Below are 24,855 nucleotides of genomic sequence, written 5' to 3'. Positions count from 1 at the left end.
AAATTTACGCATGGAAAAAGAAATATTTTCCTTTAGAAATTAATGCAGATGCAATTTCACGACGCAGGAATTTCGTATTGACATTGTCGTATTTAGTAAAGCGTTTCAGACCCATTAAAAGCATTTTTTGCTCATCCCCTTTAGTAAAAGACATAATGGCCTCTTTTCCTGCAGATTGAATTTTCTCTACTGCTTCATACAGATAAATTTTAGTAACAGCTAATTGGAATTTAACAGCCTCCTCACCCTCTTTAAACAGCAAGTTTTCTGTTCTCAAAAGGGCAGATTCCGCAGCATAAATTTCAATCATAATGTCTGCCAAATTCATCATAATTTCCTGTTCCGCTTCCATTTTGCTTCCTAGATCCTGAGCTGCTTTCCCTCCTATCATTAGGAAAACTTTTTTAACTTTTTTAGGGTTTCTTTCTCAATACTCAATGGTTGGGAGGAATCGGTACTTCCAAAACTAGGCACTGAAGTCAACTCTTTTGAAACTTCCATAGCCGGACCCAAAATATCTATTTCTCCTTTCATGGCGCGTTTTAGTAACATACCTACCATTAAAATTCGATTGATTTCATTGGTTCCTTCATATATGCGAGAAATTCGTGCATCTCTAAAAGCTCGCTCCATTGGTGCATCGGCAGAATAACCCATGCCCCCATAAATTTGTACGCCTTGATCAGTTACATAATCGAGTACTTCCGAACCATGAACTTTGGCAATGGCACATTCAATGGCAAATTGTTCCACACCTTTCAATTTGGCCTTGTTGGGTTCCATACCTTCTTTAATCAGCGCATCTATTCTGTCTTCAATATCTTGACCGGCTCGGTAACAAAGGGATTCACAAGCATAGGTCTTTACAGCCATTTCTGCCAATTTGGCCTGAATGGCACCAAAAGAATTGATAGCCTGCCCAAACTGTTTTCTTTCAGCACTGTATTGAATGGAGTATCCCAAAATGGTACGGCATCCCCCAATACACCTGCACCTAACTTTATCCTACCAATATTCAGAATATTTACGGCGATTTTAAATCCATTTCCTCTTTCAGAAAGCAAGTTCTCTACAGGGACAGGACAATCATTAAAAAATACCTGACGCGTGGAACTTCCTTTGATCCCCATTTTTTCTCTTCCTCATTCATGGTAATGCCACCGAAAGTCTTTTCAACCAAGAATGCTGAAAGGTTTTTGTCATCATCTATCTTTGCAAAAACTATAAAAAAGTCAGCAAAACCAGCATTTGATATCCACATTTTTTGACCATTGATCAGGTAGTGGGTACCTTCTTCATTTAGGCTGGCTTTAGTTTTTCCACTATTGGCATCTGAACCTGCATCCGGTTCTGTTAGACAATAACAAGCCGCCCAATCGGCATTGGCTAATTTGGGAAGGTATTTTTTTTTGCTCTTCTGTCCCATAGTAAAGAACAGGCAGGGTACCAATTCCCGAATGGGCTCCATATGTAGTAGAAAATGATCCTGCAGCTCCAATGATATCAGCGATCAACATCGAAGTATTGAAACTCATGCCTAATCCACCATATTCTTCAGGAATAGAGATGCCTAGCAAACCCAAATCTCCTGCTTTCTTTAAGATAGATGGGACAAGTTCCGGATTTTTCATACTATCAATCTCTTCCATTTTTGGAGTGATTTCCATGTCTAAAAATCCTGACAGGCCTGTGCCATCATTTTCTGTTCTTCACTAAATTCTTCCGGTATAAATACAGCGCTTGCCTGAGTTTCTTTAATTAGGAACTCTCCGCCGTTTAGTGCATTTTTTCATTAATTTTTTCCATGGCTATTTAAAGGCTTTAAATATTTTAATAAGGGGTTAATATTATATTGAGACCAATATTATAAGGCCACTATTAAAGCAATTCAATTATGCCTGCTACGCCTTGTCCCCCTCCTACACAGGCTGTCACAAGACCATATTTCCCCTGCCTTTTTTCAATTCATTAATCATTTGTACAGAAAGTTTTGCGCCTGTACAGCCCAAAGGATGTCCAAGTGCCACTGCGCCACCATTTACATTTACTATGTCCGGATTAAAGTCTAATGAACGAATTACTCCTAAGGCTTGGGTAGCAAAGGCTTCGTTTAACTCAATCAGATCTATATCATTCAAACTCAACCCGGCCTGTTTTAGGGCTTTGGGCACAGCTATTTTTGGTCCCATTCCCATGATTCTTGGCTCCACTCCACCTACACTGTAAGAGGCCAGTCTAGCCATAGGCTCTAAGCCCAAATCCTTCATCATTCGCTCTGACATTACTACTACGAAAGATGCTCCATCTGAAGTTTGAGAGGAGTTTCCTGCAGTGACCTGACCACCATTTTTAAAAACGGGTTTTAAATTGGCCAAAACTTCCATCGTTGTTCCCGGCCTTGGTCCTTCATCTGTATCTACAACGTATTTCCTTGTTTTCCTTTTAAGTGAATCATCCAGATAGGTTTCTTCTACTTCTACCGGAACAATCTCATCCTTAAACCTTCCTTCTTTTATTGCCCTAATTGCTTTTTCATGCGATTTAACAGCAAATTCATCCGAGTCTTCTCTGGTAATGTTAAAGTCTTTGGCCAGCTCTTCTGCTGTTAGGCCCATACTTAAATAATAACTTGGAAATTCGGTGGCTATTTTATGATTTAAAACGGTTTTGTAACCCATCATTGGTACCAAAGACATCGATTCAGTGCCACCTGCAATGATGCAATCTGCCATTCCTGATTTTATTTTGGCCGTAGCCAAAGCTATTGCTTCTAAACCTGATCCACAATACCTGTTAATGGTAAAGCCGGGAGTGTCTTCCGATAATGCCAAAAGCGAAATCATTCTTCCTATTTGCATGCCCTGTTCTGCTTCCGGTACTGCATTGCCTACAATTAGGTCATCCACCATTTTGGGTTCCAACCCGGGAACATTGTCAATTAGGTGTTTGATTATATCTGCTGCAAGGTCATCTGATCTATAAAACCGAAAGCCTCCTTTTTTTGCCTTTCCTACTGCAGATCTATAGCCATTGATAATATATGCTTCCATTTGATGTTTATTTTAATGCTTGAATTTGGTTAAATTGGTACGAAGCTTATTTTGGAATCTTAAGCCTTAGTAATTTTTTGGCCTGTCTTAATTCCTTAAAGGTTTCCCTTTAAAAAGAATACTATGAATTCTTTCCAAAGTTTTCTTTTCACCTGTTAGACTAAGAAATGCTTCTCGTTCCAAATCCAACAAATACCTTTCACTTACTTCTGTGGGAGAAGATAAATCTCCCCCACTCATTATCCAAGCTAGTTTTTGTGCAATTTTAGCATCATGTTCCGAAATATAAGCGCCATAGCGCATGCCTGAAATTCCGGTTTCAAATAGGGCCAAGGAAGATTTTCCTAAGACTTTTATATCCTTCCTTTCTATGGGCTGGGTATAACCTGCATCATAAAGGGCAATCACCTTTTCTTTGGCTTCAGCCAATTGACGCTTTCTATTGATCGTTATGGCATCTTTTTGTTCAAGGTAACCCATGTTATAGGCTTCAGCAGCTGAAGTGGAAACCTTGGCCGTTGCAATGTTCATGAATGTTTCCTGAAGTCGATTTAGTTCCACATCCCCAGGTTCAATGTTCTTCGAAAATCTCATGGTCATTTCTTTTGTACCCCCACCTGCAGGAATCAATCCTACACCTACTTCTACTAATCCCATATAAAGTTCTGCGTGAGCTTGAACTGCATCTGCATGCAATGACAATTCACATCCACCACCCAAGGCCATATTATGAGGGGCAACCACCACTGGCACTGAAGAAAACCTTGCCCTAAGCATAGTATCTTGGAATTGCGCTATCATCAGATTTATTTCATCAAAATCCTGATCTCCTGCATACATGTACAACATGGCAAGATTTGCCCCTGCTGAGAAATTGCCACCTTCATTTCCTATGACCAAACCTTTATATGACTTTTCAGCCATGGTAATGGCTGTATTTATACCTTCAACTACCTCCTGGCCTAAGGAATTCATTTTTGTATGAAACTCCAAACCTATAACCTCATCACCTAGGTCATATAAGGTGGCTCCTTCATTTCCCCATATTTTCTTGTTTGCGGCTTTTAGTGTGTCAAGTAATAAAAATGATTCTAAGCCTGGTATGGGTTTGTATGATTTTGAAGGGATGTCATAATAATGCTTTTTACCATTTTCTACCTTATAAAAGCTAGTATGTCCGGCCGCTAACATTTCATAAACCCAATCAGCAGGCTTTTCACCGGCTTCTTCCATCGCTTTAACCGTAGCCTTTGCTCCTAAAATATCCCAATTTTCAAATGGACCATATTCCCAACCAAATCCTGCACTTACCGCTTGGTCAATTCTATACAATTCATCAGCAATTTCAGGAATTCTAAACGAACAATAACGGAATAAATCATAAAAGATTGCCCGATAAAATTTTCCTGCTTTGTCATCAAAATTGACCAAAAATTTGATTCTTTCTTTCAAATCATCAATACCTTTTGATGCTTCTAATGCTTTAAATTTGGGCTTTTCTACGGGTTTGTATTCGTAGCTCTGAAAATCTATTTCCTTCAGTTCTTTTCGACCATCCTCATGCCTGATCATCTGAAAAAATCCTTTGCCACTCTTGTCTCCATACCATTTGTTTTCATTTAGTACTTCAACACTTTTAGGCAATTTAAAACGATCTCTGGATTCATCGTGTTCTAGCACCTTATAAAGGTTATTGGCCACATGAACGGTAGTATCTAAGCCAACCACGTCTAAGGTTCTAAAAGTAGCTGATTTGGCCCTTCCTATGATGGTTCCGGTGAGCTTATCAACCTCCGATACACCTAAACCTTGTTTTTCTATGGTATGGATTGCAGAGATAATGGCATAAACTCCTACCCTATTGGCAATAAAGGCAGGTGTATCTTTACACAAGACTGTTTCTTTGCCTAAAAATCTATCTCCATAATCCATCAAGAAGTCAATTACTTCAGGTTTGGTTTTTGGACCCGGAATAATTTCAAACAATCGCAGGTATCTGGGTGGATTAAAAAAATGCGTTCCGGCAAAATTCTCCTGGAAATCTTGAGACCTGTTGTCACTCATTAGGTGAATAGGTATACCTGAGGTATTGGAAGTAACAAGGGTGCCAGGAGTTCTATATTTCTCTACTTTTTCGTAGAGGCCTTGCTTGATCTCTAGGTTTTCAATAATGACTTCAATGACCCAATCATATTGCTTAATTTTAGGCAAATCATCTTCAAAATTACCAGTGGTAATTCGATTGACGAAATCTTTGTCATAAATTGGAGATGGTTTAGCGCGCAATGTACTATTTAGGGCATCATTCACTATCCTATTGCGTACTTCTTTACTTTCAATGCTTAATCCTCTCTTCGTTTCTTTTTCATTGGGTGCTTTGGGTACGATATCCAAAAGCAAAACTTCAACCCCTATATTGGCGAAATGACAAGCAATCCTCGACCCCATTATTCCGGAACCTAAAACGGCAACTCTCTTTTATGCTTTTTTTCATTGGTTATATATTAGCTTATTGTTATTGTAAATTTCTATGCGTCTATGATTTATGGAGTTCATCAATGACTGTATTGATCTTTTTAAATGTAACAAAAAAGGAACCAATCTCATCCTCACTTAGACTTTCACGAACCTTGTGGTTAAACTCCTTAATTGTACTTACTGCAGCTGCCTTTTTTTGTTTGCCTTTTTCTGTTAAAAATACTTTAACAGATCGTTTGTCTTCTTGATCCTGGACTTTCAATATTAGACCTTTTTCCTCCATAGTTTTCAATAACCTTGTCAGACTTCTTGACTCTAAGCCCATTTGAGGTGCTATCTTAGTCGCGGCAGTTCCTTCCTTGGAATCTATATTGATCAAAACAAACCCCATGGAAGTAGTAATTCCTTCCATATTTGCTTTTTGATTGTACATTCTTGAGATGGAATGCCAACAAGACTTGATTTGATAATCTATGGTTTCTTCCTTTTTCATTTTCCTATCGAACTCAATTTACTAAAAATAATTATGCATGCATAATAAATTGAAATTATTTAAGCAGTTTAAGACAAGGGGTTTACCCTTTTAATTTCCATAAAAATGTTGTGTTGTAGCGTCTTTATACTTTAAAGCAAAAAGGAAGCCTAATCCGGTTAGATTTCACCTTCACCCTATACTAGTTAACAGATTGGAAAGGGTTTTAATTTTTTTAACTATAATATTAAAAGTAAGGAGGCTTATTTTTTTATTTTAAATACACTTAATACAATACTTTTAGTTTCCTAAGAGGAGCTTAGTCCTATCATAAACCCTTTTTCTGAAGTGTAGTCCAGGATCAGCATTTTTCACTTTATTTAAAATTGAAGAATGAATAAAAAAATGAAAACGATTGTCATGCTGTTCCGAAGTTTATACACACCTTATTTATTTTAAGATTTTTATAAATTAAAGAAACTGTTGTTATTATTATAGGGTGGATATGTTGGTAAATGCTACTTACTTTTTTTATTCACTTTCATTTACCAATCTTTTTATACTTATGCACCAGTTATTCACACTTTTTGATCCACCTAATTCATTGAATATGTGATCTCTAATTGACTTTGGTCTATTGCTGTGAATAAATGGTCATTTGGTATTCGGGATAACTTTAACGTTGGTATCTATGTGGATAATTGTTTACAAGTTAAGGCTTATCCCCAGAGATTCTGAAAGTGGAATAAAATTGTGATTAATTTCAATTTTTATTGTTGATATAAACAGCTTTCTTCACACTTATCCACTTTCATTATTTGTTTATCCACAAAATTTCAAAGGATTAATTTTTTATTTAAATATTTGATTATCAATTACTTATTAAATCTTCTTCCCGAATTTCTAAAATACTAAGGGGAATTTCATCAATTTCATCAATTTCGATACTATTATTGTTAATAAGTAAACCTGTTTCTCTTCTTTTGGGAATAATTTGGTCTTGTAAGGTCCATCCCCTCTTAAAATTAGCTCTTTACTCCTGCTTTCTTCATCATAATAAAAATAGACCGGTTCAGGTTGTATGTTAAAGTTGATATTGCCAGGGTCCCAAGCTTTATTCTTGTTGCGGTCAATGATGGCTCTTAATTTATAATTGGTTGCTTCTAGTTTTGTAAAGGAAAATTGGTTGGTTTCCGTAAGGTATTTTTCTTGCACTACATTGTTGTTCTTGTCAAGCAATTGAATAATGATAGGCCCTTCATCTGTTTGTACTTTACCACTTATTTCATCACCCAAGTTATCCTTTTTTAGCCTGTTGAAAGTAGTTTCAAATGCTTCCTCATTCCATAGCAATTCCACATCTTGAAAGGTAGAATCAAGTGCAATTAGTTTATATTTTTCATATGGGATTGAATCGTTTATTGGTATTGTTAGGTTTAGAATTGTCCTACTTCCTGTGCTATCTGCAAATGATACCATATCTGGATGGATGGTAATCTTACTAGCAGTATCATAGGCTACATATAAGAAGTCATAATTAATATTTAGAATTGGTTTATTAAAGGATAGTTTTGCTTGAATAGTATCTATGAATTTTGCTTCTCCAATAGATGTAACTTCGAGCTTTTCTTTACTTCTATCACTTTCTTCAAATTTTGCATAGAAGGTACTATCAACCTTTACCCCTACTGAATCCATTAATTGTAGACGTACCTGTGTGCTGTCGTTGATTAGCTCTGTATGATAGAATCTGATGTTATTGTCTTTTTTACGGAAAAACAGCTTGGTGTTTTTGTCTTGGTGAAATACTTTATAATTGGCTAATTCTTTGCTTAGGATGACATCAAATTTTCCACTAGTGCTTGATGTTCTATTGATCTTTAGAGCACTTAAATCCGCACGATTTAAATTAATTTGTAGATTTTGGATATTATTATTTACTTCTAATGGTTCAGATAAAAAGCCATATGGTTCGCTTCGATGTTCTGCCTTCAAAGAATTGTTTTCATCATACCAAGCATAAGCCCGAAAAATGCCTGCTTTTATATTTGTTATTTCGTATTTTCCAGCTGTATCAACCTGTGCTATATAATATGGGGCTGAAGTAAATAGATCTGTGGTGTCTTCATTGATATATAAACCGACCAAAATATCCTTGTAATCAGGTTTATCTTCTGAAAACCAATAATCAACTTTTCCTGAAACTGATAAACTGTCTATGGTTTCTCCTGTAGAGAAGACAAGCTTTAATTGTTCGGCGGGATTACCTTCTGTAATATCCTGTATACTTTTTTGAAAATTAAATACATAAGTTGTACTATCTTCCAATTCTTGATTTAAGTCTATAATTATATGGTCCTTTAGAGCTGTGTATTCTACCTTGTCTTTATCTATTTTTGGTGTGATAATAATGGATTGTGTTGGATTTTCGAGTTCCACATACTCATTAAATTCTAAGTCTAATTTTTCGGGTTTTATATTTATACTTTCATTTTTTGGATCAGATGACAATAATATTGGTGGATCTTCATCTTTAGGCCCTCCCATAGGCGAACTTTGCTTGGCGCAAGCTCCTAAAAGAGTTGCGATAATAACCAAATAGAATATATTGAAATTATTTTTCATTTCTTTTTAATCACGAATAGCAAACTTGAATAGTTGTTGTCGTTGGTTTTAGCATGTTTGTTTGATTGATATCCTGATTTGATAGCTTTTAAGTATTTGTTTTTATGTCCTTTGGCTTGGTGACTTAATAAAGAAACATAGTAACTATCAAATGGTAAAGGGATTGTATCCACTACCCTGCATTGGTGTTGATCAACAAAAAGTTCATTGATTGCTTATTGAAATGGTATAAATGTCTGGGCACATCGAGGGCTGCCCAATCTTCTTTAAAAGTACCGGAGTCTAAAGAATCTCTATTGGGAACAGCTAGGAAGAGTAATCCCCTTTTTTTAATCTTCCTAAAAGAACATCTATTGTTTCATGTAGCTTGTGTATGTGTTCCAATACATGGAATAAGGTAATGGCATCAAATTTCTTTAATTTCTGTAAATCATTGAAATCTTGAACCATATTGACATTGTTTTCAACCTTTGCTATGGTGGCAGCTTTTTGATTGGGTTCCATACCATATGCTTCCCAACCATTTTTTGGCAAGTTTTTGGAAATAAACCTACTCCACAGCCAAAATCTAACATTCTGCCTTTTTTAGGTATGCGAGTGTTTAGCCAGTTTAATTTTTGTTCAAGTGTATATTTTCTAATGACATTATACACTATATCTGTTAGATTTCTACTTTTATTTTGATGTGAGATATAGTTAGGCTTATCATAATATTTGAGGATGTTCTCTTCATCCGGTCTAGGATTGGTAAACCACAGTTGACAGTTGGTACATTCACAAATGATAAAAGACTTCTTACTTATAGCATGGTCTTTTACTACTAGGTGATTGATGAACTGTTCACTTTTGCATACAGGACATTTCGTTAACCTTTCATACATTTTATCTTCCTAAATAAATGGTGAGTATGGACATATCTGCCGGTGAAACCCCACTTATCCTTGAAGCTTGACCTAGTGTTTGTGGCTTAATTTTACCAAGTTTTTGTCTTCCTTCGGCAGATAAAGCTTTGATTTCTTCATAGGCAATAGTAGCAGGAATCTTAAGATCTTCTAAATTATTTATCTTTTCTACCATTTGCCTTTCTTTGTCAATATATGATTTGTATTTAATTAGTATTTCTGTTTGTTCTTTTACGGGTGAAGTATATTCTTTTAATTCTTCTTTTAAGTCTTCACTAATGTTAATGATATCATTAAGTCCAATATTTGGTCTTTTGATAAGTTTTTCAACCGTTATTTTTTCTTTAATTACTGCGGTATTTAGCTGCTGTAAACCTTCGTTAATTTGATTTGGCGATAACCTTATTTTTTCAAGTCTTTTTGTAAGTTCCTCTGTTTTCTCTGCTTTCAATTGGGTTTGCTTGTATTCCTTTTCATTTGCAAGTCCCAAATTGTAGCCATAGGGAGTTAGCCTTAAATCTGCATTATCCTGTCTTAACAGTAGTCTAAATTCAGCCCTGGATGTAAACATCCTATAAGGTTCTTCTGTACCTTTATTAATAAGATCATCAATTAGTACTGCGATATAGGCTTCTGATCTCTTGAGTACAAAGGCTTCTTTTTCTTGTATTTTATTGTGAGCATTTATACCGGCCATTAATCCTTGTGCAGCTGCTTCCTCGTAACCGGTAGTACCATTGATTTGCCCGGCAAAGTATAGATTTTCTACAAGCTTTGTTTCAAGGGTTAAATTCAATTGTGTTGGGGGGAAGAAATCATATTCAATGGCATATCCCGGTCGAAACATTTTAGCATTCTCAAAACCTTTTATCTTCCTTAATGCTTTATATTGTACATCTTCAGGCAAGGAAGTTGAGAATCCATTGACATAAATCTCTACAGTGTTCCACCCTTCCGGTTCAACAAAAATTTGATGCCTTTCTCTTTCTGCAAAACGATTGATTTTATCTTCAATAGAAGGGCAATACCTAGGTCCTAGCCCTTGGATTCTTCCGTTAAACATCGGTGATCTATCGAATCCGGTTTCCAAAGTTTCATGTACTTCTTTGTTGGTATATGTAATCCAACAGTTTCTTTGTTTTTGGACAGGGCTTGTTTTGGATGAATAAGAAAATTTCTCAGGATTGGTATCCCCTTCCTGTACCTCCATTAAAGAATAGTCTAAACTTCTTCCATCTACTCTTGGTGGTGTCCCTGTTTTCATCCTACCTGATTCAAAACCTAAATTTATTAGATCTTCGGTAATTCCTTTGGAAGAACTTTCACCGGTCCTACCACCTCCCATTTTCTTTTCTCCAATATGGATAATACCATTTAAAAATGTTCCATTGGTCAAGACGATTGATTTGCACTTAATTTCTAAACCAAGACTTGTTTTAACACCTTGAACTTTTCCATTCTTAACCACTATACCGGTCACCATCTCTTGCCAAAAATCGAGGTTTGGTGTTGATTCTAAGGCTAATCTCCACTCTTCTGCGAAACGCATTCGGTCGTTTTGACTCCTAGGCGACCACATGGCCGGACCTTTGGAACGATTTAGCATTCTAAATTGTATAGTAGATTTATCAGAAATTATCCCGGACATTCCCCCTAGGGCATCAATCTCTCTTATTATTTGTCCCTTAGCTACACCACCCATTGCAGGATTACAGGACATTTGAGCAATGGTATTCATGTTCATTGTACACAATAAAACGGATGAACCCATTTTTGCTGCTGCATGTGCCGCTTCACATCCTGCGTGACCTGCACCTACTACTATTACATCGTATATTGGAAACATGTTTGTATATTCTAGTGTTCCACGTGAAACACTTGTTTTAATTTTATAATTACTTAATCTACTGTTCCACGTGGAACAGTAATGTTTAGAAATAAGTGAAGTGCTTTCTCTTCTTCTATTCTCATTTCATTCTTTTCTTCTTCTGTTTTATCTTTTAGGCCACATAGGTGTAAAAGACCATGAGCCAGAACCCTTAACAATTCCTCGTTGTAATTTGTTTGTAGGGTTTTGGAGTTTTCTCTAACCCTGTCTATGCTAATGTAGATATCACCTTCTATTTCGTTTTCGTATTCTGATTGATCAAATGTGACAATGTCTGTGTATGTATCATGGTTAAGGTATTGAATATTTATATTCAATAGGTATTCATCTGAGCAAAAGATGTAATTGAGATCCTGCACCTTATACCCCTTTTCCTCTGCAATTAATTTTAACCATTGCTTGGTCATCCTTTTTTTAGTCAAGGAAGATTTGATTTCTTCTTCAAAGAAATTTATTGCCATTTTAATTCATATAAAAAGTAAGTGTTATTTTACTACCATCGTTGTCAAACGCTACTTCATCACTCAAATGTCTCATTATGAAAACCCCTCTACCTCCTGCTTTCTCTAAATTTTCCATTGCTGTTGGGTCGTTAAGGTGTTGGTAATCAAAACCATTGCCCTCATCTTCTACGATAAACTTAATCTGATTGTCAAAGAATAATAATTCTAATTTAACCATGCTGTTTTTATTGGACTTGTTTCCATGGATGATTGCATTATTGACGCATTCAGTTACTGAAATCATGATATTACCGTAGATATCGTCGTTGATCTGAAACTTTTCTTTGGCATTATCAATAAAACTTTCAACGATAGTTATATTTTCAATCAAAGATGGAATGGAAATTTTTATTGATTTCATCGTGTTTTTAGTCTTTTATAACGACTTTGTTTTATTATTCTCTAAATCTCAACTACTATAGGGCAATGGTCAGAATGAATGATTTCATGTAAAATACGTACATCTTTTACCTTTGCGCTAATAGATGGTGTTGTCATGTGATAATCTATTCTCCAACCTTTATTGTTTGCTCTAGCATTGGCTCTGTAGCTCCACCAACTGTATTGATGGGCTTCTTTATTTAAAAGCCGGAAACTATCGTCAAATCCTGCGGATGTAAATTTATCCATCCAAGCTCTTTCTTCAGGAAGAAATCCTGAGGTGTTTTTATTTGAAATTGGATTATGGATGTCTATGGCTTTGTGGCATATGTTATAATCACCACTTATCATTAGGTTTGGCTTTTCCTTTATTAAATCCTGTGCGTATCCGTAGATATCATCTAAGAAGGCATATTTAAAGTCTTGTCTTATGCCTCCGGTTGTTCCTGAAGGAAAATAGGTGCAAAGAAACGAGAAATCTTCGTAATCAGCACGAATGGCTCTTCCTTCATCATCATAGGCTTGTATTCCTATACCCCTTTCAATATGGATAGGCTTTTGCTTACTTAATATTGCCACTCCACTGTACCCTTTTTTACTGCCGGATTCCAATAAACATGGTAACCAAGATCTTCGAATATAGAAATGTCGATCTGGTTTTCCATTGATTTCACCTCCTGTAGCCCTATTATATCAGGGTTTTCCATTTCTAGCCATTCAGCAAAGCCTTTTTTAGCGCTGCCCGTATTCCATTTACATTATAGGATATTATTTTCATTTAATATCAATTTCAAATTCATCTTCAAAATAATCCAACACATGGATTTTTAGCATTTTTCTTGGTCTGCACTATTTAAATGAGGTAATTTTTTCACCAATTTCCAATGGGGCCAACCATCTTGATCAATGAAGTCTAAGGTATAAAAACCTGAAAAACTTAATACTTTACATGTTGCAATATGCATTAAATCTTGCTTTTCTTCCTTTGAAAATGGTTTTGGACCCTTACCAAGTTCCTGAACACCTATTATAAACAATACGGCATTGAGATCGGATGGTTTTTTACCGAAAATTTCTTGCAAACCGGAAAGAAGTTTTGACCACCTTCTTTCCAAATCCAAGTCTTTTTTAACAGTGCCATGTTAATTATTTAAATTCTGTTTTCGCTTCTTATTACTTATTTTATTTTATGAATTTTTTCCATAAATTGATATAAGCCATTTTATTACAAATATAGCAGGTAAAATGGCTCAACAATTATAAACAAGGCAATTTAGGTATGCGTTTCAATTATTGGACAGATTTTTTATCTCTGGTATTTCCCGAAACTTGCTGTTTGTGTAACAGAAGCCTATTTCCATTTGAGAAAGAACTTTGCAAAATTTGTATTGCTGCATTGCCTGTAACAAATTACCATCTTATATCGGAGGATAACGATTTGAAGACTAAATTGCTTGGCTTGGCACCTGTTGTAAAAGTGATGGCCTATTTACGCTTTTCGAAAAAAGGATTAAGTCAAAACTTGCTACACCAGATAAAGTATAAAAATAAACCTGCCTTGGCCAGGCTTGTGGGTCTTCAGTATGGATATTTATTGAAAGAGGCAGGTTTTGATGACAATTGGACGGAGATAGTACCTGTTCCCTTGCATCGTAGGAAAAGAGAGATAAGAGGCTATAATCAAAGCGAACAATTTGGTCACGGAATCGCAGAAGCTTTAGGAATAAAATGCAAGCGCTTATTGTTGAGAAATCAAGCGACAGAAACCCAAACCAACAAATCAAGAATTGACCGATGGAAAAATGTTTCTGAGGTATTTGAAGCCTTGAATGGAGATGATATTAGAGGAAAAAGGATACTTTTAGTGGATGATGTGTTAACAACAGGAGCAACTTTGGCCTCCTGTGCACATGCCTTATTTAAATATCAACCTGAACAAATAGATTTAGCCGTCTTGGCTGCAGGGGATTGATTTCAGCTGAATATATCGTTTAAAATACCTGCCAATCGTATACCACCTGCCAATAAACGCTCCTCAATATGCGGATAGGTTTTGAATCCATAAGAATAAAACAATCGATTATTTTCAGGTAGGTCATATATTATAGGTCTCAACTCTACGGCTTCTATCAGCCATTTGTCAATTCCTTCAGATTGGTATTGTGAAACCAATTTTTTGGTGGCTCTCCGATTAAGATGTTGAGATAATTCAGTAAAACTAAGATTTTTACCATCTATTATCTTAGTATCCCAAACTGTATGAAGATTGGTGTTTTGGTTGAAATAGGTTACTTTTACATCATTACCACCTCGGTCATTTCCTGTTCCGACATGTAAGGGTTGATGCAGATCTCCTACCAAGTGTACAAGCATTTTAAGGTATGCCTTTTTATCTTCCTGGCTGAGGGCATCATTTTTTAAGGCAGCAATTATCATTTTGGTTTTGCCATAAGCGTCACCTGACTTTTCCTGAATGGATGGATCATAGCCTTTTCCTGCTTTTACCGTCAAATAATGCCACGAATTAAGGTGGTTGTAGGATGGGTCTGATTTTATCTCATCCATCCAATTGGCTACCATAGCCAAGGATTCAGGACCAAGAATATCCTGAATGCTTTTGGCGGCCTTTTTACTTAGATGGTAGGATGCAATTTCACCTACCACCCTATGACCTGTTAGTCCCCATCCAAATGAGTTGAACACAATGCTGCCCATTGCGATGGAAGTTAAAATGAATTTCCTCATGGCTTCCTATGGATTATTATCACTGCTTTAATTCTTGTAATGCAATATAAGCCATTAATCCGGTGCTGATGCCTAGAGCATCCTCATCAATATCAAAGGTCGGTGTATGGACGCTTGATATGATTCCTTTTGCTTCATTTCTTGTTCCTAACCTGTAAAAGCAACCGTCTATCTCTTGGGTGTAATAAGAAAAGTCTTCTGCAGCCATCCAAATGTCTATGTCCAAAACATTTTCTTTACCAAGGTATTCTTCAGCAGCTGTAATGGCTCTTTGAGTAAGTTCCGGCTCATTTTTTAGAAAAGGATAACCCTTTCTAATTTCAAATTCTACCTCTCCACCCATGCCTTCTGCAATCCCATTGGCTATTTTTAGCATCTGGGAATGAGCCTCTTTTCGCCAAACTTCATTCAAGGTTCTAAAAGTACCTTCAATATTTACTTCATTGGGGATTACATTCGTTGCACCTTCGGCAATGACCTTACCGAAAGAAAGAACTGAAGGCGTTTTTGGGTCTGCTTTTCTACTCACTACCTGCTGTAAAGCCACCAATATATGTGCACTAATTAAAACCGGATCCACAAGTGTTTCAGGCATTGCTCCATGACCCCCTTTTCCTTTTACTTTAAGATAAAGTTCATCAGCACTTGCCATGTACATTCCCTTGCGAAAACCGACTTTCCCAACGGGAATAAAAGGCATAACGTGTTGTCCTATTACAGCTGAAGGCTTTGGATTTTCAAGAGCGCCATCTCTGATCATCATAGAAGCACCTCCAGGAATTTTTTCTTCTCCGGGTTGGAAAAATAATTTTATTGTACCTTCAAATTCATCCTTTAACTCGTTTAATATTCGAGCCGTGCCAAGTAGAGAGGAGGTATGTACATCATGTCCACAGGCATGCATTACTCCCGGATTGGTAGACTTGTATGGAACATCATTGGCTTCTACGATCGGAAGGGCATCCATGTCTCCCCTCAAAGCAATTACTTTCTTTTCGGGATTTTTGCCTTCAATAATAACAACTAAGCCTGTTTCAGCTTTTGGTTCTATATGAGTAATGCCAAAGGAACGTAATTTCTCTTCAACAAATGCTACTGTATTGGTTTCCTCAAAGGATAACTCAGGATTAGCATGTAAATGTCTCCTAAGCTCAATAATTTCCGATTTATATTTATCGGAAAGTTGGTGAATTTTATCTTTCAACATCTTCTAAATTTTCTTCTTTTTTTCATCGCCGAATTTCGGAAACTTGTCCTTAATTATTCTAGAACTTGAAAAAACGGTGTTCATTTTTTCGTAAGTGGCCAAAGCCTCTATTTTGTTTACAAAGCGTCCTACTTTAACCAAGTATCTCGGCTGAAGGTATTCCATATAACTTTGTGTTTGAGGGAATTCGGAGTAAGCCTCGTTTCTTATTTCAAAAGCTTTTTCCCTGTCTACTCCGCTGTAAATTAAAATTGTAAAGCCATTCACAAATTGTTCTTTACTGTTCTCTTCGGCAATTTGGGAGATTCTTCTGTTGAGTTCGGTATCAATGGCAGTGGCACTGCTACTTTCTTCCACTACACTTTCAGAAGTAGGCAACTCAGCAAACTGAATTCTACTTGACTCCAAGTCTTCAGTATAATTATTGTACCGATCAATATTTCCTCCGCTCTTCCGAATATTTATAATGCCACAACTGCTAAAAATCAGTAGAGACAAGAGATATATATTTATTTTTTGAACATGTCAATGACATTTAATCTTCGATTATTACACACTTGGCATCAGCAATATCCTGCGCAACACTTTTATATTTAACATCTGACTTTAAATTACCATTGGCGTACTTTACAGTCACACGGTCGTTTCTACCATAAACTTTATCTGATTTTCTAGGTTTAACCGGCTCTCTATTTACCGCAGGTCTACTATTGGCTACTGCGGCTTTTTGTCCGCCTTGATTGCCGAGTGTATTCCCTACTTCTTCTTTGGAGGCGGTGACCTTAGGCTCTGCACCAGCTTGATTTTGTGCGGCTTTTACCTGTTCAGGATCTTGCTTTGGCAGGTCAGATTTGGAAATAAATGATACGATATCATCATTTAGTTTACCAATAAAGCGTTTGAACATTTCAAACGCTTCAAATTTGTAAATCAAAAGCGGGTCTTTTTGCTCATAAACTGCATTTTGAACAGATTGCTTCAAATCATCCATGTCTCTCAAATGCTCTTTCCAGTTTTGATCGATAATCGCCAGTGTAACTGTCTTTTCAATGGCCCTGATCAGGTCTCGACCTTCATTATTAAGAGTGGATTCCAAATTGATGACCACACCAATCTGTTTGATACCGTCAGAAATTGGAACCATGATTTCCTTAACAGTTGCCCCTCTGTTTTTGTGAACATCTTTGAGAATAGGCATGGCTTTGTTAAGAATACCTTCATTCTTTCTGGTATAGCTTTTATAGGCTTTGTCAAAAAGAATTTTAGTCAAAGTGGTGGTATCCTTCTCCTTGAGTTCGGCTTCTGTAAATTGCTGGTCTATGCCCAATGAACTAAAGATATTCATTCTTAAGTTCTCCAGGTCACCGGTGCTTTTACCCATAACAATTAGGTCTTCACATACATCATACATGATGTTAAGAATATCTAATTCCAACCGATCCCCGATTAATGCATTTTTTCTTCTTCGGTAAACAACCTCCCGCTGGCTGTTCATTACATCATCATATTCCAAGAGCCTTTTCCTTACCCCAAAGTTATTTTCCTCAACTTTTCGCTGAGCTCTCTCTATGGATTTAGTAATCATGGAATGTTGAATCACTTCACCTTCTTCAAGGCCCATTCGATCCATCAATTTGGCAATTCTTTCTGAACCGAATAATCGCATCAAGTTGTCTTCCAAAGAAACAAAAAACTGTGTCGATCCCGGATCTCCTTGTCTACCAGATCTACCACGCAGCTGGCGGTCTACTCTTCTTGATTCATGTCTTTCTGTACCTACAATGGCTAGTCCACCTGCTTCTTTTGATTCCGGAGTAAGTTTAATATCTGTACCCCTACCAGCCATATTGGTGGCGATGGTCACGGTCTTGGCTTTACCTGCTTCCGCTACAACATCAGCTTCTCGTGCATGTTGCTTGGCATTAAGTACTTGATGTTTAATTTTTCTTATGGTAAGCATCCTGCTCAGTAGTTCTGAAATTTCTACTGAGGTGGTACCCACTAGTACGGGCCTATTGGCATCCGTTAATTCATTGATTTCATCTGCCACAGCATTGAATTTCTCACGGACGGTTTTGTAAACCTTGTCTTGGTGATCTTTTCGCTGGATAGGTTTATTGGTTGGGATTACAATGACATCTAACTTATAGATTTCCCAAAACTCCCCTGCTTCTGTTTCTGCAGTACCGGTCATACCTGAGAGTTTATGATACATCCTAAAATAGTTCTGCAAAGTAATGGTGGCATAAGTTTGGGTGGCATCTTCTACCTTCACATTTTCCTTCGCTTCAATGGCTTGGTGGAGTCCGTCAGAATATCTTCTGCCTTCCATAACCCTACCGGTTTGCTCATCTACAATCTTTACTTTGCCGTCCACCAAAATATATTCAGTGTCTCTCTCAAACATACAATAGGACTTTAACAGTTGGTTTACTGTATGAATCCTTTGAGCTTTTACGCCATAGTCTTTGATGATCTCTTCTTTTCTAACCAGTTTTTCGTGGTCTTCGATTTGTCATTTTTTTCCAGCTCGGCAATTTCCATACCTATATCCGGTAAAATGAAGAAGTTATTGTCTTCATTTTTCTTGGTAATGACTTCAATACCGTTGTCAGTAAGGTCTACACTGTTGGACTTTTCATCAATGGTAAACAATAAAGGTTCATCAGCTTCAGGCATGTTTCTCTTATTGTCCTGAAGGTAATAATTCTCTGTTTTTTGGAGAATTACCCTAATACCGGGCTCAGAGAGGTATTTGATCAAAGGCTTGTATTTAGGAAGCCCGCGGAAGGCACGGAACAATGCAAGTCCTCCCTCTTTATCATTTCCTTCTTTGATCAACTTTTTGGCTTCGGATAGGTAGTTTTGAACCAGCTTTCTTTGCTCATCTACTAAAGTAGAAACCCTAGGTTTCATTTCGTAGAACTCATGCTCTCCCCTTGGGTACAGGGCCGGAAATTATAAGTGGTGTTCTTGCATCATCGATGAGTACGGAATCGACCTCATCAATCATGGCAAAATGATGTTTTCCTTGCACAAGATCCTTAGAATCTCTTGCCATATTGTCTCTCAGGTAATCAAACCCAAATTCATTATTGGTACCATACACAATATCCGCTTGGTAGGCAGTTCTTCTGGCCTCTGAATTAGGTGGGTATTTGTCAATACAGTCCACTTTTAATCCATGGAATTCAAAAATAGGCGCATTCCATTCGGAATCTCGCTTGGCTAGGTAGTCATTCACAGTTACGATATGAACACCTCTACCGGCTAGTGCATTAAGATAGGCAGGCAAAGTAGAAACCAAGGTTTTACCTTCTCCGGTCGCCATCTCTGCAATATTTCCTCGGTGCAATGCCACACCACCCAAGAGCTGAACGTCATAATGTACCATTTCCCAGGTTACTTCTACACCGGCAGCTGTCCATGTGTTTTTCCAGGTAGCTTGATCACCATCGATTTCTACATAGGATTTTGAGGCAGCCATGGTTTGATCTTGCAAATTGGCAGTAACGGTCAACTTACCATTTTCTTTAAGCCTTCTAGCAGTTTCTTTTACCACAGCAAAAGCCCTAGGTAATACTTTTTCCAAGCTTACTTCCAAGGCTTCATCTCTTTCTTTCTCTACTGCATCAATTTGGTTGAAAAGTGCATCCTTGGCTTGAACTTCCTCCGGATTTAATTGATCAATCTCTTTCCTTAATTCAGAAATTCGATCATCAAATGATTTGAGGTCTTCGTTAATAATCTCCTTAATCCTGATAGTTTCATTTCTTAATTCATCATCAGAAATATTGGCCAATTTGGCAAAGGCCGTATTTACTAAGGCCACGACAGGGCTTAAGGTTTTTATGTCACGGTCCGATTTGGTACCAAAGACTTTTGCTAACCCTTTTGCTATTGATTCTAACATATTGTTTAAATACTTTTTCTCTTAGGCTATTTAATTGTATTCATTAATGGCATCTGAAGGAATATCTACATTGATGGTACCACTGAAAACCTGATCAGCAGGCCCGGTTAATACTATCTTTTCGAAATTTCCATTTATGCCTTTCTCAAAACTAACCTGAAGATTACCTCCGGGAGTTTGAATATTTATTTTATTCATTTGTTTTTGCTCTCCATATAATAATGCACAAGCTGTCACACCTGTTCCACAGGAAAGCGTCTCATCCTCAACCCCTCTTTCATAGGTTCTAACCTGAATGGTATCAGGCGAAAGAATAGAGATAAAATTTACATTGGTGCCTTCAGGATATCTTTGCTTATCTCTCCTGATTGCTCTTCCTGTGCCAACAACATCAAATTCATTCACCTTATCAACAAAGCGCATGTGGTGTGGAGATCCTGTATTGGCAAAGAAATCTTGATCTATACTTTGTACTTCTTTCACATCCCCCATCCTTAATGCAACACTATTGCCTGAGATTGTTGCGGTATGTACCCCATCAATGGCTAGGAAAGTGGTATTTTGGTCAATAATACCCAAAAATTTGGAAAAGGCTACTGCACACCTAGCCCCATTACCACACATACTTTGAGATCCATCAGCATTGTAATAACACATTTCGAAATCATAATCTGCATGGGACTGAATGAGAATAAGCCCATCAGCTCCGATGCCAAACTTTCTATGACAAAGTTGCTGAATATAAGGTATAGGATCAGGGCCAAAAGAAAATGTCCTTCCATCGATCATGATGAAATCATTGCCTGTACCCTGATATTTGTAGAAGTTAATATCCATTTGATTTATAGTAAGTTACCTTCAGGATGGATTGAAAATCGAAGACCAAAAAGATAAATGAATCCTTTCGAATGCCCACAAAAATCTAACCAATGCAAGAATGAATTACAAAAATAAACAACTTGGCCGAATTTACGGGCTTATATTCAATTAACTACAGGATTTCCTGTCAAGACTGACAAAACGACTTATAAAAGGTTGTCATTTGCTTTTCCATAGGTACTGATGCTGCTTTTGGTCGGAGTGCTAGAAATGGTGGGATAAAACATGATTTTTATTCAGTTCTCTGGTTGAGCAGCAATAAAACGTTAACTTTAAATACAACGTTTTATTGCTTACTCTTTATATTTCTAGATGCAAATTATAGTTTTGATTATCAGCATTTAAGTATTGATGGAAATTTGAATAAAATTTTGGCAGGAGTTTAATAATTCCGAAAAAACTTTCAAAGTTGTTCAATGATTAGACTGGTTTGCTTGTGAAAAGTTGTAAAATTTAAATTTTATGAAACAGTTATTTTTAATAATAGCAATTTTATCGCTTCATGGATGTAATAGGCCAGAAGGAGAAATGATAATGGAGGTGGCCGACGAAGAGACCTTTAAGGATTTATTGTCTATACCTATAAGCGAACAACCACCCCCGCCGTCATCAATAACTTCAGGAACAGAGCAGATAAGTAAAAAAACTATTAAAACTGGAGGAATTAATTTTCAATCGCAGGACATAGTGGAAGATTATCAAACAATTCGAGAACTCCTCCCTCGTTATGATGCCTATATTGAGCATGAAAATCAATCAAGAACCAAAGAAAGAATAAGTTACCAGTTGACTATTAGGGTTCCATCTACTGTGTATGATAGCTTATTTGTTACTTTTTCCACCATTGGGCATCGCCTTGAAAACAAGTATTCATCAATAAAAGATGTAACGGAAAATTATTATGACTTAAGTACTAGAATAAAAAACGACAAACTACTAGAAAAACGCTACCTGAAAATTCTAGAAAGTGCCACTGAGATAAAGGATATTCTAGAAATCGAAAATAAACTTAACCAGACTCGGACTGATATAGAAAATCTTCAGGGACAATTTAATTATTTAAGTAAACAGGTATCCCTTAGCACAATAAGTTTATCATTCTATGAAGAACTTCCATATGTATATGATGCATCTCAAAGAGGAGGGTTCTTGGCAAAAATCTTTAGTGCTATAAACAATGGCTGGCAAGGTTTCCTAAATTTTGTTATTGGTTTGATAGCATTTTGGCCTTTTCTGATATTGCTTATTGTCCTTGGTTATTTTATTAAAAAATTTAGAAGTCAGAAAAACTAAAACATTTTACAAGGTTGATATTTTTATTTTTTACTTTAATAAGAATATATTGAATTAACGATTGACCGCTAGGCTAGAATGGTTTCTAAATTGTTTAGCATAGGTGAGTTTATTCATTATTTATTCTTAGGTATTTAAAACTTTAAATTATTCCAATGAAAATTGCCGTATTTAGTACCAAACCTTACGATCAAGAGTATTTTGAAAAATACAGCAGCAATAATGATTACTCTTTCTCCTTTTTTGAAACGGCTTTGAATAAAACCACGGCCAATTTATCTGAAGGCTTTGATGTTATCTGTGCTTTTGTAAATGATAAAGTGGACAAGGATACCATTGAAGTGCTTGCCAATAACGGCATCCGATTAATAGCTATGAGATGTGCCGGGTTCAATAATGTGGACATTCAATCTGCTAAGGATCATCAAATAAAGGTGGTAAGGGTTCCGGCTTACTCTCCTGAAGCGGTGGCCGAACATTCGGTTGCACTGATTATGACTTTGAATAGAAAAACCCACAAAGCATACAATAGGGTCCGAGAGGGTAATTTTTCTCTAAAGAATTTAATAGGTTTTAATCTTCATGGTAAGGTGGTAGGTGTCATTGGTACCGGTCAAATTGGAATTGCTTTTTGTAAAATTATGAAAGGTTTCGGTTGCAGGCTATTGGCTTACGATATTGCTGAAGCGGAAGCCCTGATAGAAATGGGCGTTGAATATTTACCATTGGAAGAGGTTTTACAGCAGGCAGATATTATTTCTCTGCATTGTCCACTGAACCAGTCAACCAAACATATGATAAATAAGGCTTCACTGAAGCAAATGAAAGCGGGAGTAATGATTATCAATACTAGTCGTGGAGCTTTAATTAATACTTCTGATGCCATTGAGGGCTTGACTCGAAAAAAATTGGGTACTTGGGGATAGATGTGTATGAACAAGAAGAGAATCTGTTTTTCGAGGATCTGTCAGAAAGTATTATTCAAGATGATGATATCCTAAGATTAAATAGTTTTCCTAATGTTCTTATCACCTCGCACCAAGCCTATTTTACCAAAGAAGCGATGGATCAAATTACTGTGATAACTTTGAATAATATTCGTGCATTTGAAAAGGAGGAACCCTTAGAAAACGAAGTCGTTTGATCGTAAAATATTGCCGATACCTAACAGACTTGGAAAAGACCTAAGCGCAGTGTTATCCACAAGTTAAACATCTTTCCAATTTATGAGTTGACTTGATTAACAAGTTTTATTCAAGGGTCTTCCCGATAATAACTTAAGTAAAAAATCAATAATTGATGAAAGTAGGTTACGACTATATCATTGCAGGCTCCGGCTTGGCCGGGCTAAGCTTATTGTATCGGTTGTTATTGGATAAAAGTCTTCAAAACAAAACCATTTTGGTGATTGATAAGGTTATAAAATCTGACAATGACAGAACTTGGTGTTATTGGGAAAAAGAAGAGAGTATTTTTGAGGACATTGTTCGCCACAAATGGGAAACTTTACAGTTTTTTTCTCCGGAAGTAGCCAAAATATTTTCAAAAAATACAAGTACAAAATGATACAAGCCGGTGATTTTTATCGGCTTGTTATGGAATATGCCGCTACATTTGACAATGTTACTTTTAAGACTGAGGCAATTTTAGATATGTCTGAAGATAATGGTCAGGCAAGATTGATTACTGAAAATACGGAATATAGCGGAAGTTATATTTTCAATTCTACTGCCTTATTTCTTCCTGACATGAACACCAAAAATACCCTATTGCAACATTTTATGGGTTGGTTTATCGAGACGGAATCTCCTGTTTTTAATGAAAAAATTGGAACTTTAATGGATTTCAGGTTGGAACAACAGCATGGGGCTACTTTTATGTACGTATTACCAACGAGTTCCACTGAAGCCTTGATTGAATTTACTCTTTTTAGTGAAAGTACCTTGGATAGGGAAACTTACAATTTTGCCCTTAAGGATTATATTTCTATGGAATTAGGGATTAAAGAATATAGAATTAAGCACAAAGAGTTTGGAGTTATTCCGATGTCACTGGCTCAATTCCCAAAAACAATCAAAAACAGTGAAAGAATTGTCAATATTGGAACTGCCGGAGGATTTACCAAAGCCAGTACCGGGTATACCTTTCAGTTTGTCCAAAAGCATGTCTCACAGATAGTGGATCGGTTAAAACTTCAATTGCCTCCTATTGTGAATGATAGCTGGAAAAGTAAAAAATATGCTTGGTATGACAGAACTTTGCTGGATGTTTTGCTTTCCAAGAAAGTGACCGGCAAGGCTATATTTGAAAGTTTATTTCGGAAAAATTCTCCTGAGAAAATCCTATCTTTCCTCGACAATGACAGTAATTTTTGGGAGGAATTTAAAATAAGGAACAGTGTCCCTTTACTGCCATTTATGTTTTCCGGAATTCGGCAATTGTTTTTGAAAAAGAAAACGAAAGATTAAGACAAAAAAAGGCCTGTAAAAATTTAATTTACAGGCCTTTTTGAGAAGCTA

The 24,855-nt window shown here is 36.6% G+C and carries 17 protein-coding genes and 5 pseudogenes; 6 read left to right on the top strand and 16 right to left on the bottom strand.

Annotation, left to right across the window (positions count from 1 at the left end):
- Positions 1-4: 4 nt before the first annotated feature.
- The 11 genes and pseudogenes from WG932_RS21080 to WG932_RS21030 all read right to left on the bottom strand — a co-directional run bounded on the left by WG932_RS21080 (position 5) and on the right by WG932_RS21030 (position 13,420).
- Positions 5-1,759, bottom strand: a pseudogene (locus WG932_RS21080) (acyl-CoA dehydrogenase family protein).
- A 119-nt stretch (positions 1,760-1,878) separates the two neighbouring features.
- Positions 1,879-3,050 (bottom strand): annotated as a pseudogene (locus WG932_RS21075) (thiolase family protein).
- Between the two features lie 87 nt (positions 3,051-3,137).
- Positions 3,138-5,498, bottom strand: coding sequence for a 3-hydroxyacyl-CoA dehydrogenase/enoyl-CoA hydratase family protein (locus WG932_RS21070; RefSeq protein ID WP_483085286.1), 2,361 nt, complete (start codon positions 5,496-5,498; stop codon positions 3,138-3,140).
- Between the two features lie 88 nt (positions 5,499-5,586).
- Positions 5,587-6,021, bottom strand: coding sequence for a MarR family winged helix-turn-helix transcriptional regulator (locus WG932_RS21065; protein WP_483085285.1), 435 nt, complete (start codon positions 6,019-6,021; stop codon positions 5,587-5,589).
- 882 nt (positions 6,022-6,903) lie between these two features.
- Positions 6,904-8,625 (bottom strand): Ig-like domain-containing domain, encoded by a 1,722-nt coding sequence (locus WG932_RS21060; protein ID WP_483085284.1) that lies wholly within the window; start codon positions 8,623-8,625, stop codon positions 6,904-6,906.
- Between the two features lie 306 nt (positions 8,626-8,931).
- Positions 8,932-9,159 (bottom strand): class I SAM-dependent methyltransferase, encoded by a 228-nt coding sequence (locus tag WG932_RS21055; protein ID WP_483085283.1) that lies wholly within the window; start codon positions 9,157-9,159, stop codon positions 8,932-8,934.
- Positions 9,160-9,507: 348 nt separating this feature from the next.
- Positions 9,508-11,373 (bottom strand): tRNA uridine-5-carboxymethylaminomethyl(34) synthesis enzyme MnmG, encoded by a 1,866-nt coding sequence (gene mnmG, locus WG932_RS21050; protein WP_483085282.1) that lies wholly within the window; start codon positions 11,371-11,373, stop codon positions 9,508-9,510.
- A 53-nt stretch (positions 11,374-11,426) separates the two neighbouring features.
- Positions 11,427-11,876: an rRNA maturation RNase YbeY gene (gene ybeY, locus WG932_RS21045; protein WP_014019849.1), complete on the bottom strand. Its 450-nt coding sequence runs from the start codon at positions 11,874-11,876 to the stop codon at positions 11,427-11,429.
- 1 nt (position 11,877) lies between these two features.
- Positions 11,878-12,279, bottom strand: a complete 402-nt coding sequence (locus tag WG932_RS21040; protein ID WP_014019848.1) for an ATP-binding protein — start codon at positions 12,277-12,279, stop codon at positions 11,878-11,880.
- A gap of 41 nt (positions 12,280-12,320) precedes the next feature.
- A pseudogene (locus WG932_RS21035) lies at positions 12,321-13,077 on the bottom strand (exodeoxyribonuclease III).
- Positions 13,074-13,420 (bottom strand): annotated as a pseudogene (locus WG932_RS21030) (hypothetical protein). The pseudogenes WG932_RS21035 and WG932_RS21030 overlap by 4 nt, the downstream one beginning before the upstream one ends.
- Positions 13,421-13,578: 158 nt before the next feature.
- Between WG932_RS21030 and WG932_RS21025 the strand changes: the two are divergent.
- Positions 13,579-14,271 carry a ComF family protein gene (locus WG932_RS21025; RefSeq protein WP_483085281.1) on the top strand — a complete coding sequence of 231 codons (693 nt, stop codon included), beginning with the start codon at positions 13,579-13,581 and terminating at the stop codon, positions 14,269-14,271.
- A 2-nt stretch (positions 14,272-14,273) separates the two neighbouring features.
- Here WG932_RS21025 and WG932_RS21020 read toward each other — a convergent pair whose 3' ends face one another.
- From WG932_RS21020 to dapF, 5 genes and pseudogenes are all read right to left on the bottom strand, one after another.
- Complete coding sequence (locus WG932_RS21020) at positions 14,274-15,014, bottom strand: S1/P1 nuclease (RefSeq protein WP_483085280.1); 741 nt, start codon at positions 15,012-15,014, stop codon at positions 14,274-14,276.
- A 49-nt stretch (positions 15,015-15,063) separates the two neighbouring features.
- Complete coding sequence (locus WG932_RS21015; RefSeq protein WP_014019843.1) at positions 15,064-16,251, bottom strand: M20 metallopeptidase family protein; 1,188 nt, start codon at positions 16,249-16,251, stop codon at positions 15,064-15,066.
- Between the two features lie 3 nt (positions 16,252-16,254).
- On the bottom strand, positions 16,255-16,749 hold the full coding sequence (locus WG932_RS21010; protein ID WP_483085279.1) for a hypothetical protein: 495 nt from the start codon (positions 16,747-16,749) through the stop codon (positions 16,255-16,257).
- A 37-nt stretch (positions 16,750-16,786) separates the two neighbouring features.
- A pseudogene (secA, locus tag WG932_RS21005) lies at positions 16,787-20,164 on the bottom strand (preprotein translocase subunit SecA).
- 30 nt (positions 20,165-20,194) lie between these two features.
- The gene (dapF, locus tag WG932_RS21000) at positions 20,195-21,001 is read right to left on the bottom strand and encodes a diaminopimelate epimerase (RefSeq protein ID WP_014019840.1); all 807 of its coding nucleotides are present in this window, start codon (positions 20,999-21,001) and stop codon (positions 20,195-20,197) included.
- 504 nt (positions 21,002-21,505) lie between these two features.
- Here dapF and WG932_RS20995 point away from each other — a divergent pair.
- From WG932_RS20995 to WG932_RS20975, 5 genes are all read left to right on the top strand, one after another.
- On the top strand, positions 21,506-22,336 hold the full coding sequence (locus WG932_RS20995; RefSeq protein WP_483085278.1) for a DUF4349 domain-containing protein: 831 nt from the start codon (positions 21,506-21,508) through the stop codon (positions 22,334-22,336).
- Positions 22,337-22,491: 155 nt separating this feature from the next.
- Positions 22,492-23,262, top strand: a complete 771-nt coding sequence (locus WG932_RS20990) for a 2-hydroxyacid dehydrogenase (RefSeq protein WP_483085277.1) — start codon at positions 22,492-22,494, stop codon at positions 23,260-23,262.
- A complete protein-coding gene (locus tag WG932_RS20985; RefSeq protein ID WP_483085276.1) occupies positions 23,253-23,480 on the top strand; it encodes a hypothetical protein in 228 nt (75 codons plus the stop codon). The genes WG932_RS20990 and WG932_RS20985 overlap by 10 nt, the downstream gene beginning before the upstream one ends.
- Before the next feature lie 155 nt (positions 23,481-23,635).
- The gene (locus WG932_RS20980) at positions 23,636-23,902 is read left to right on the top strand and encodes a lycopene cyclase family protein (protein ID WP_483085275.1); all 267 of its coding nucleotides are present in this window, start codon (positions 23,636-23,638) and stop codon (positions 23,900-23,902) included.
- Positions 23,899-24,804: a lycopene cyclase family protein gene (locus tag WG932_RS20975; protein ID WP_483085274.1), complete on the top strand. Its 906-nt coding sequence runs from the start codon at positions 23,899-23,901 to the stop codon at positions 24,802-24,804. The genes WG932_RS20980 and WG932_RS20975 overlap by 4 nt, the downstream gene beginning before the upstream one ends.
- Positions 24,805-24,855: the final 51 nt, after the last annotated feature.

It is taken from the genome of Cyclobacterium sp. SOCE241, from assembly GCF_056867545.1.
Note: the sequence above shows the minus strand (reverse complement) of the source record. Positions and strands in the feature narration are given on the sequence as shown.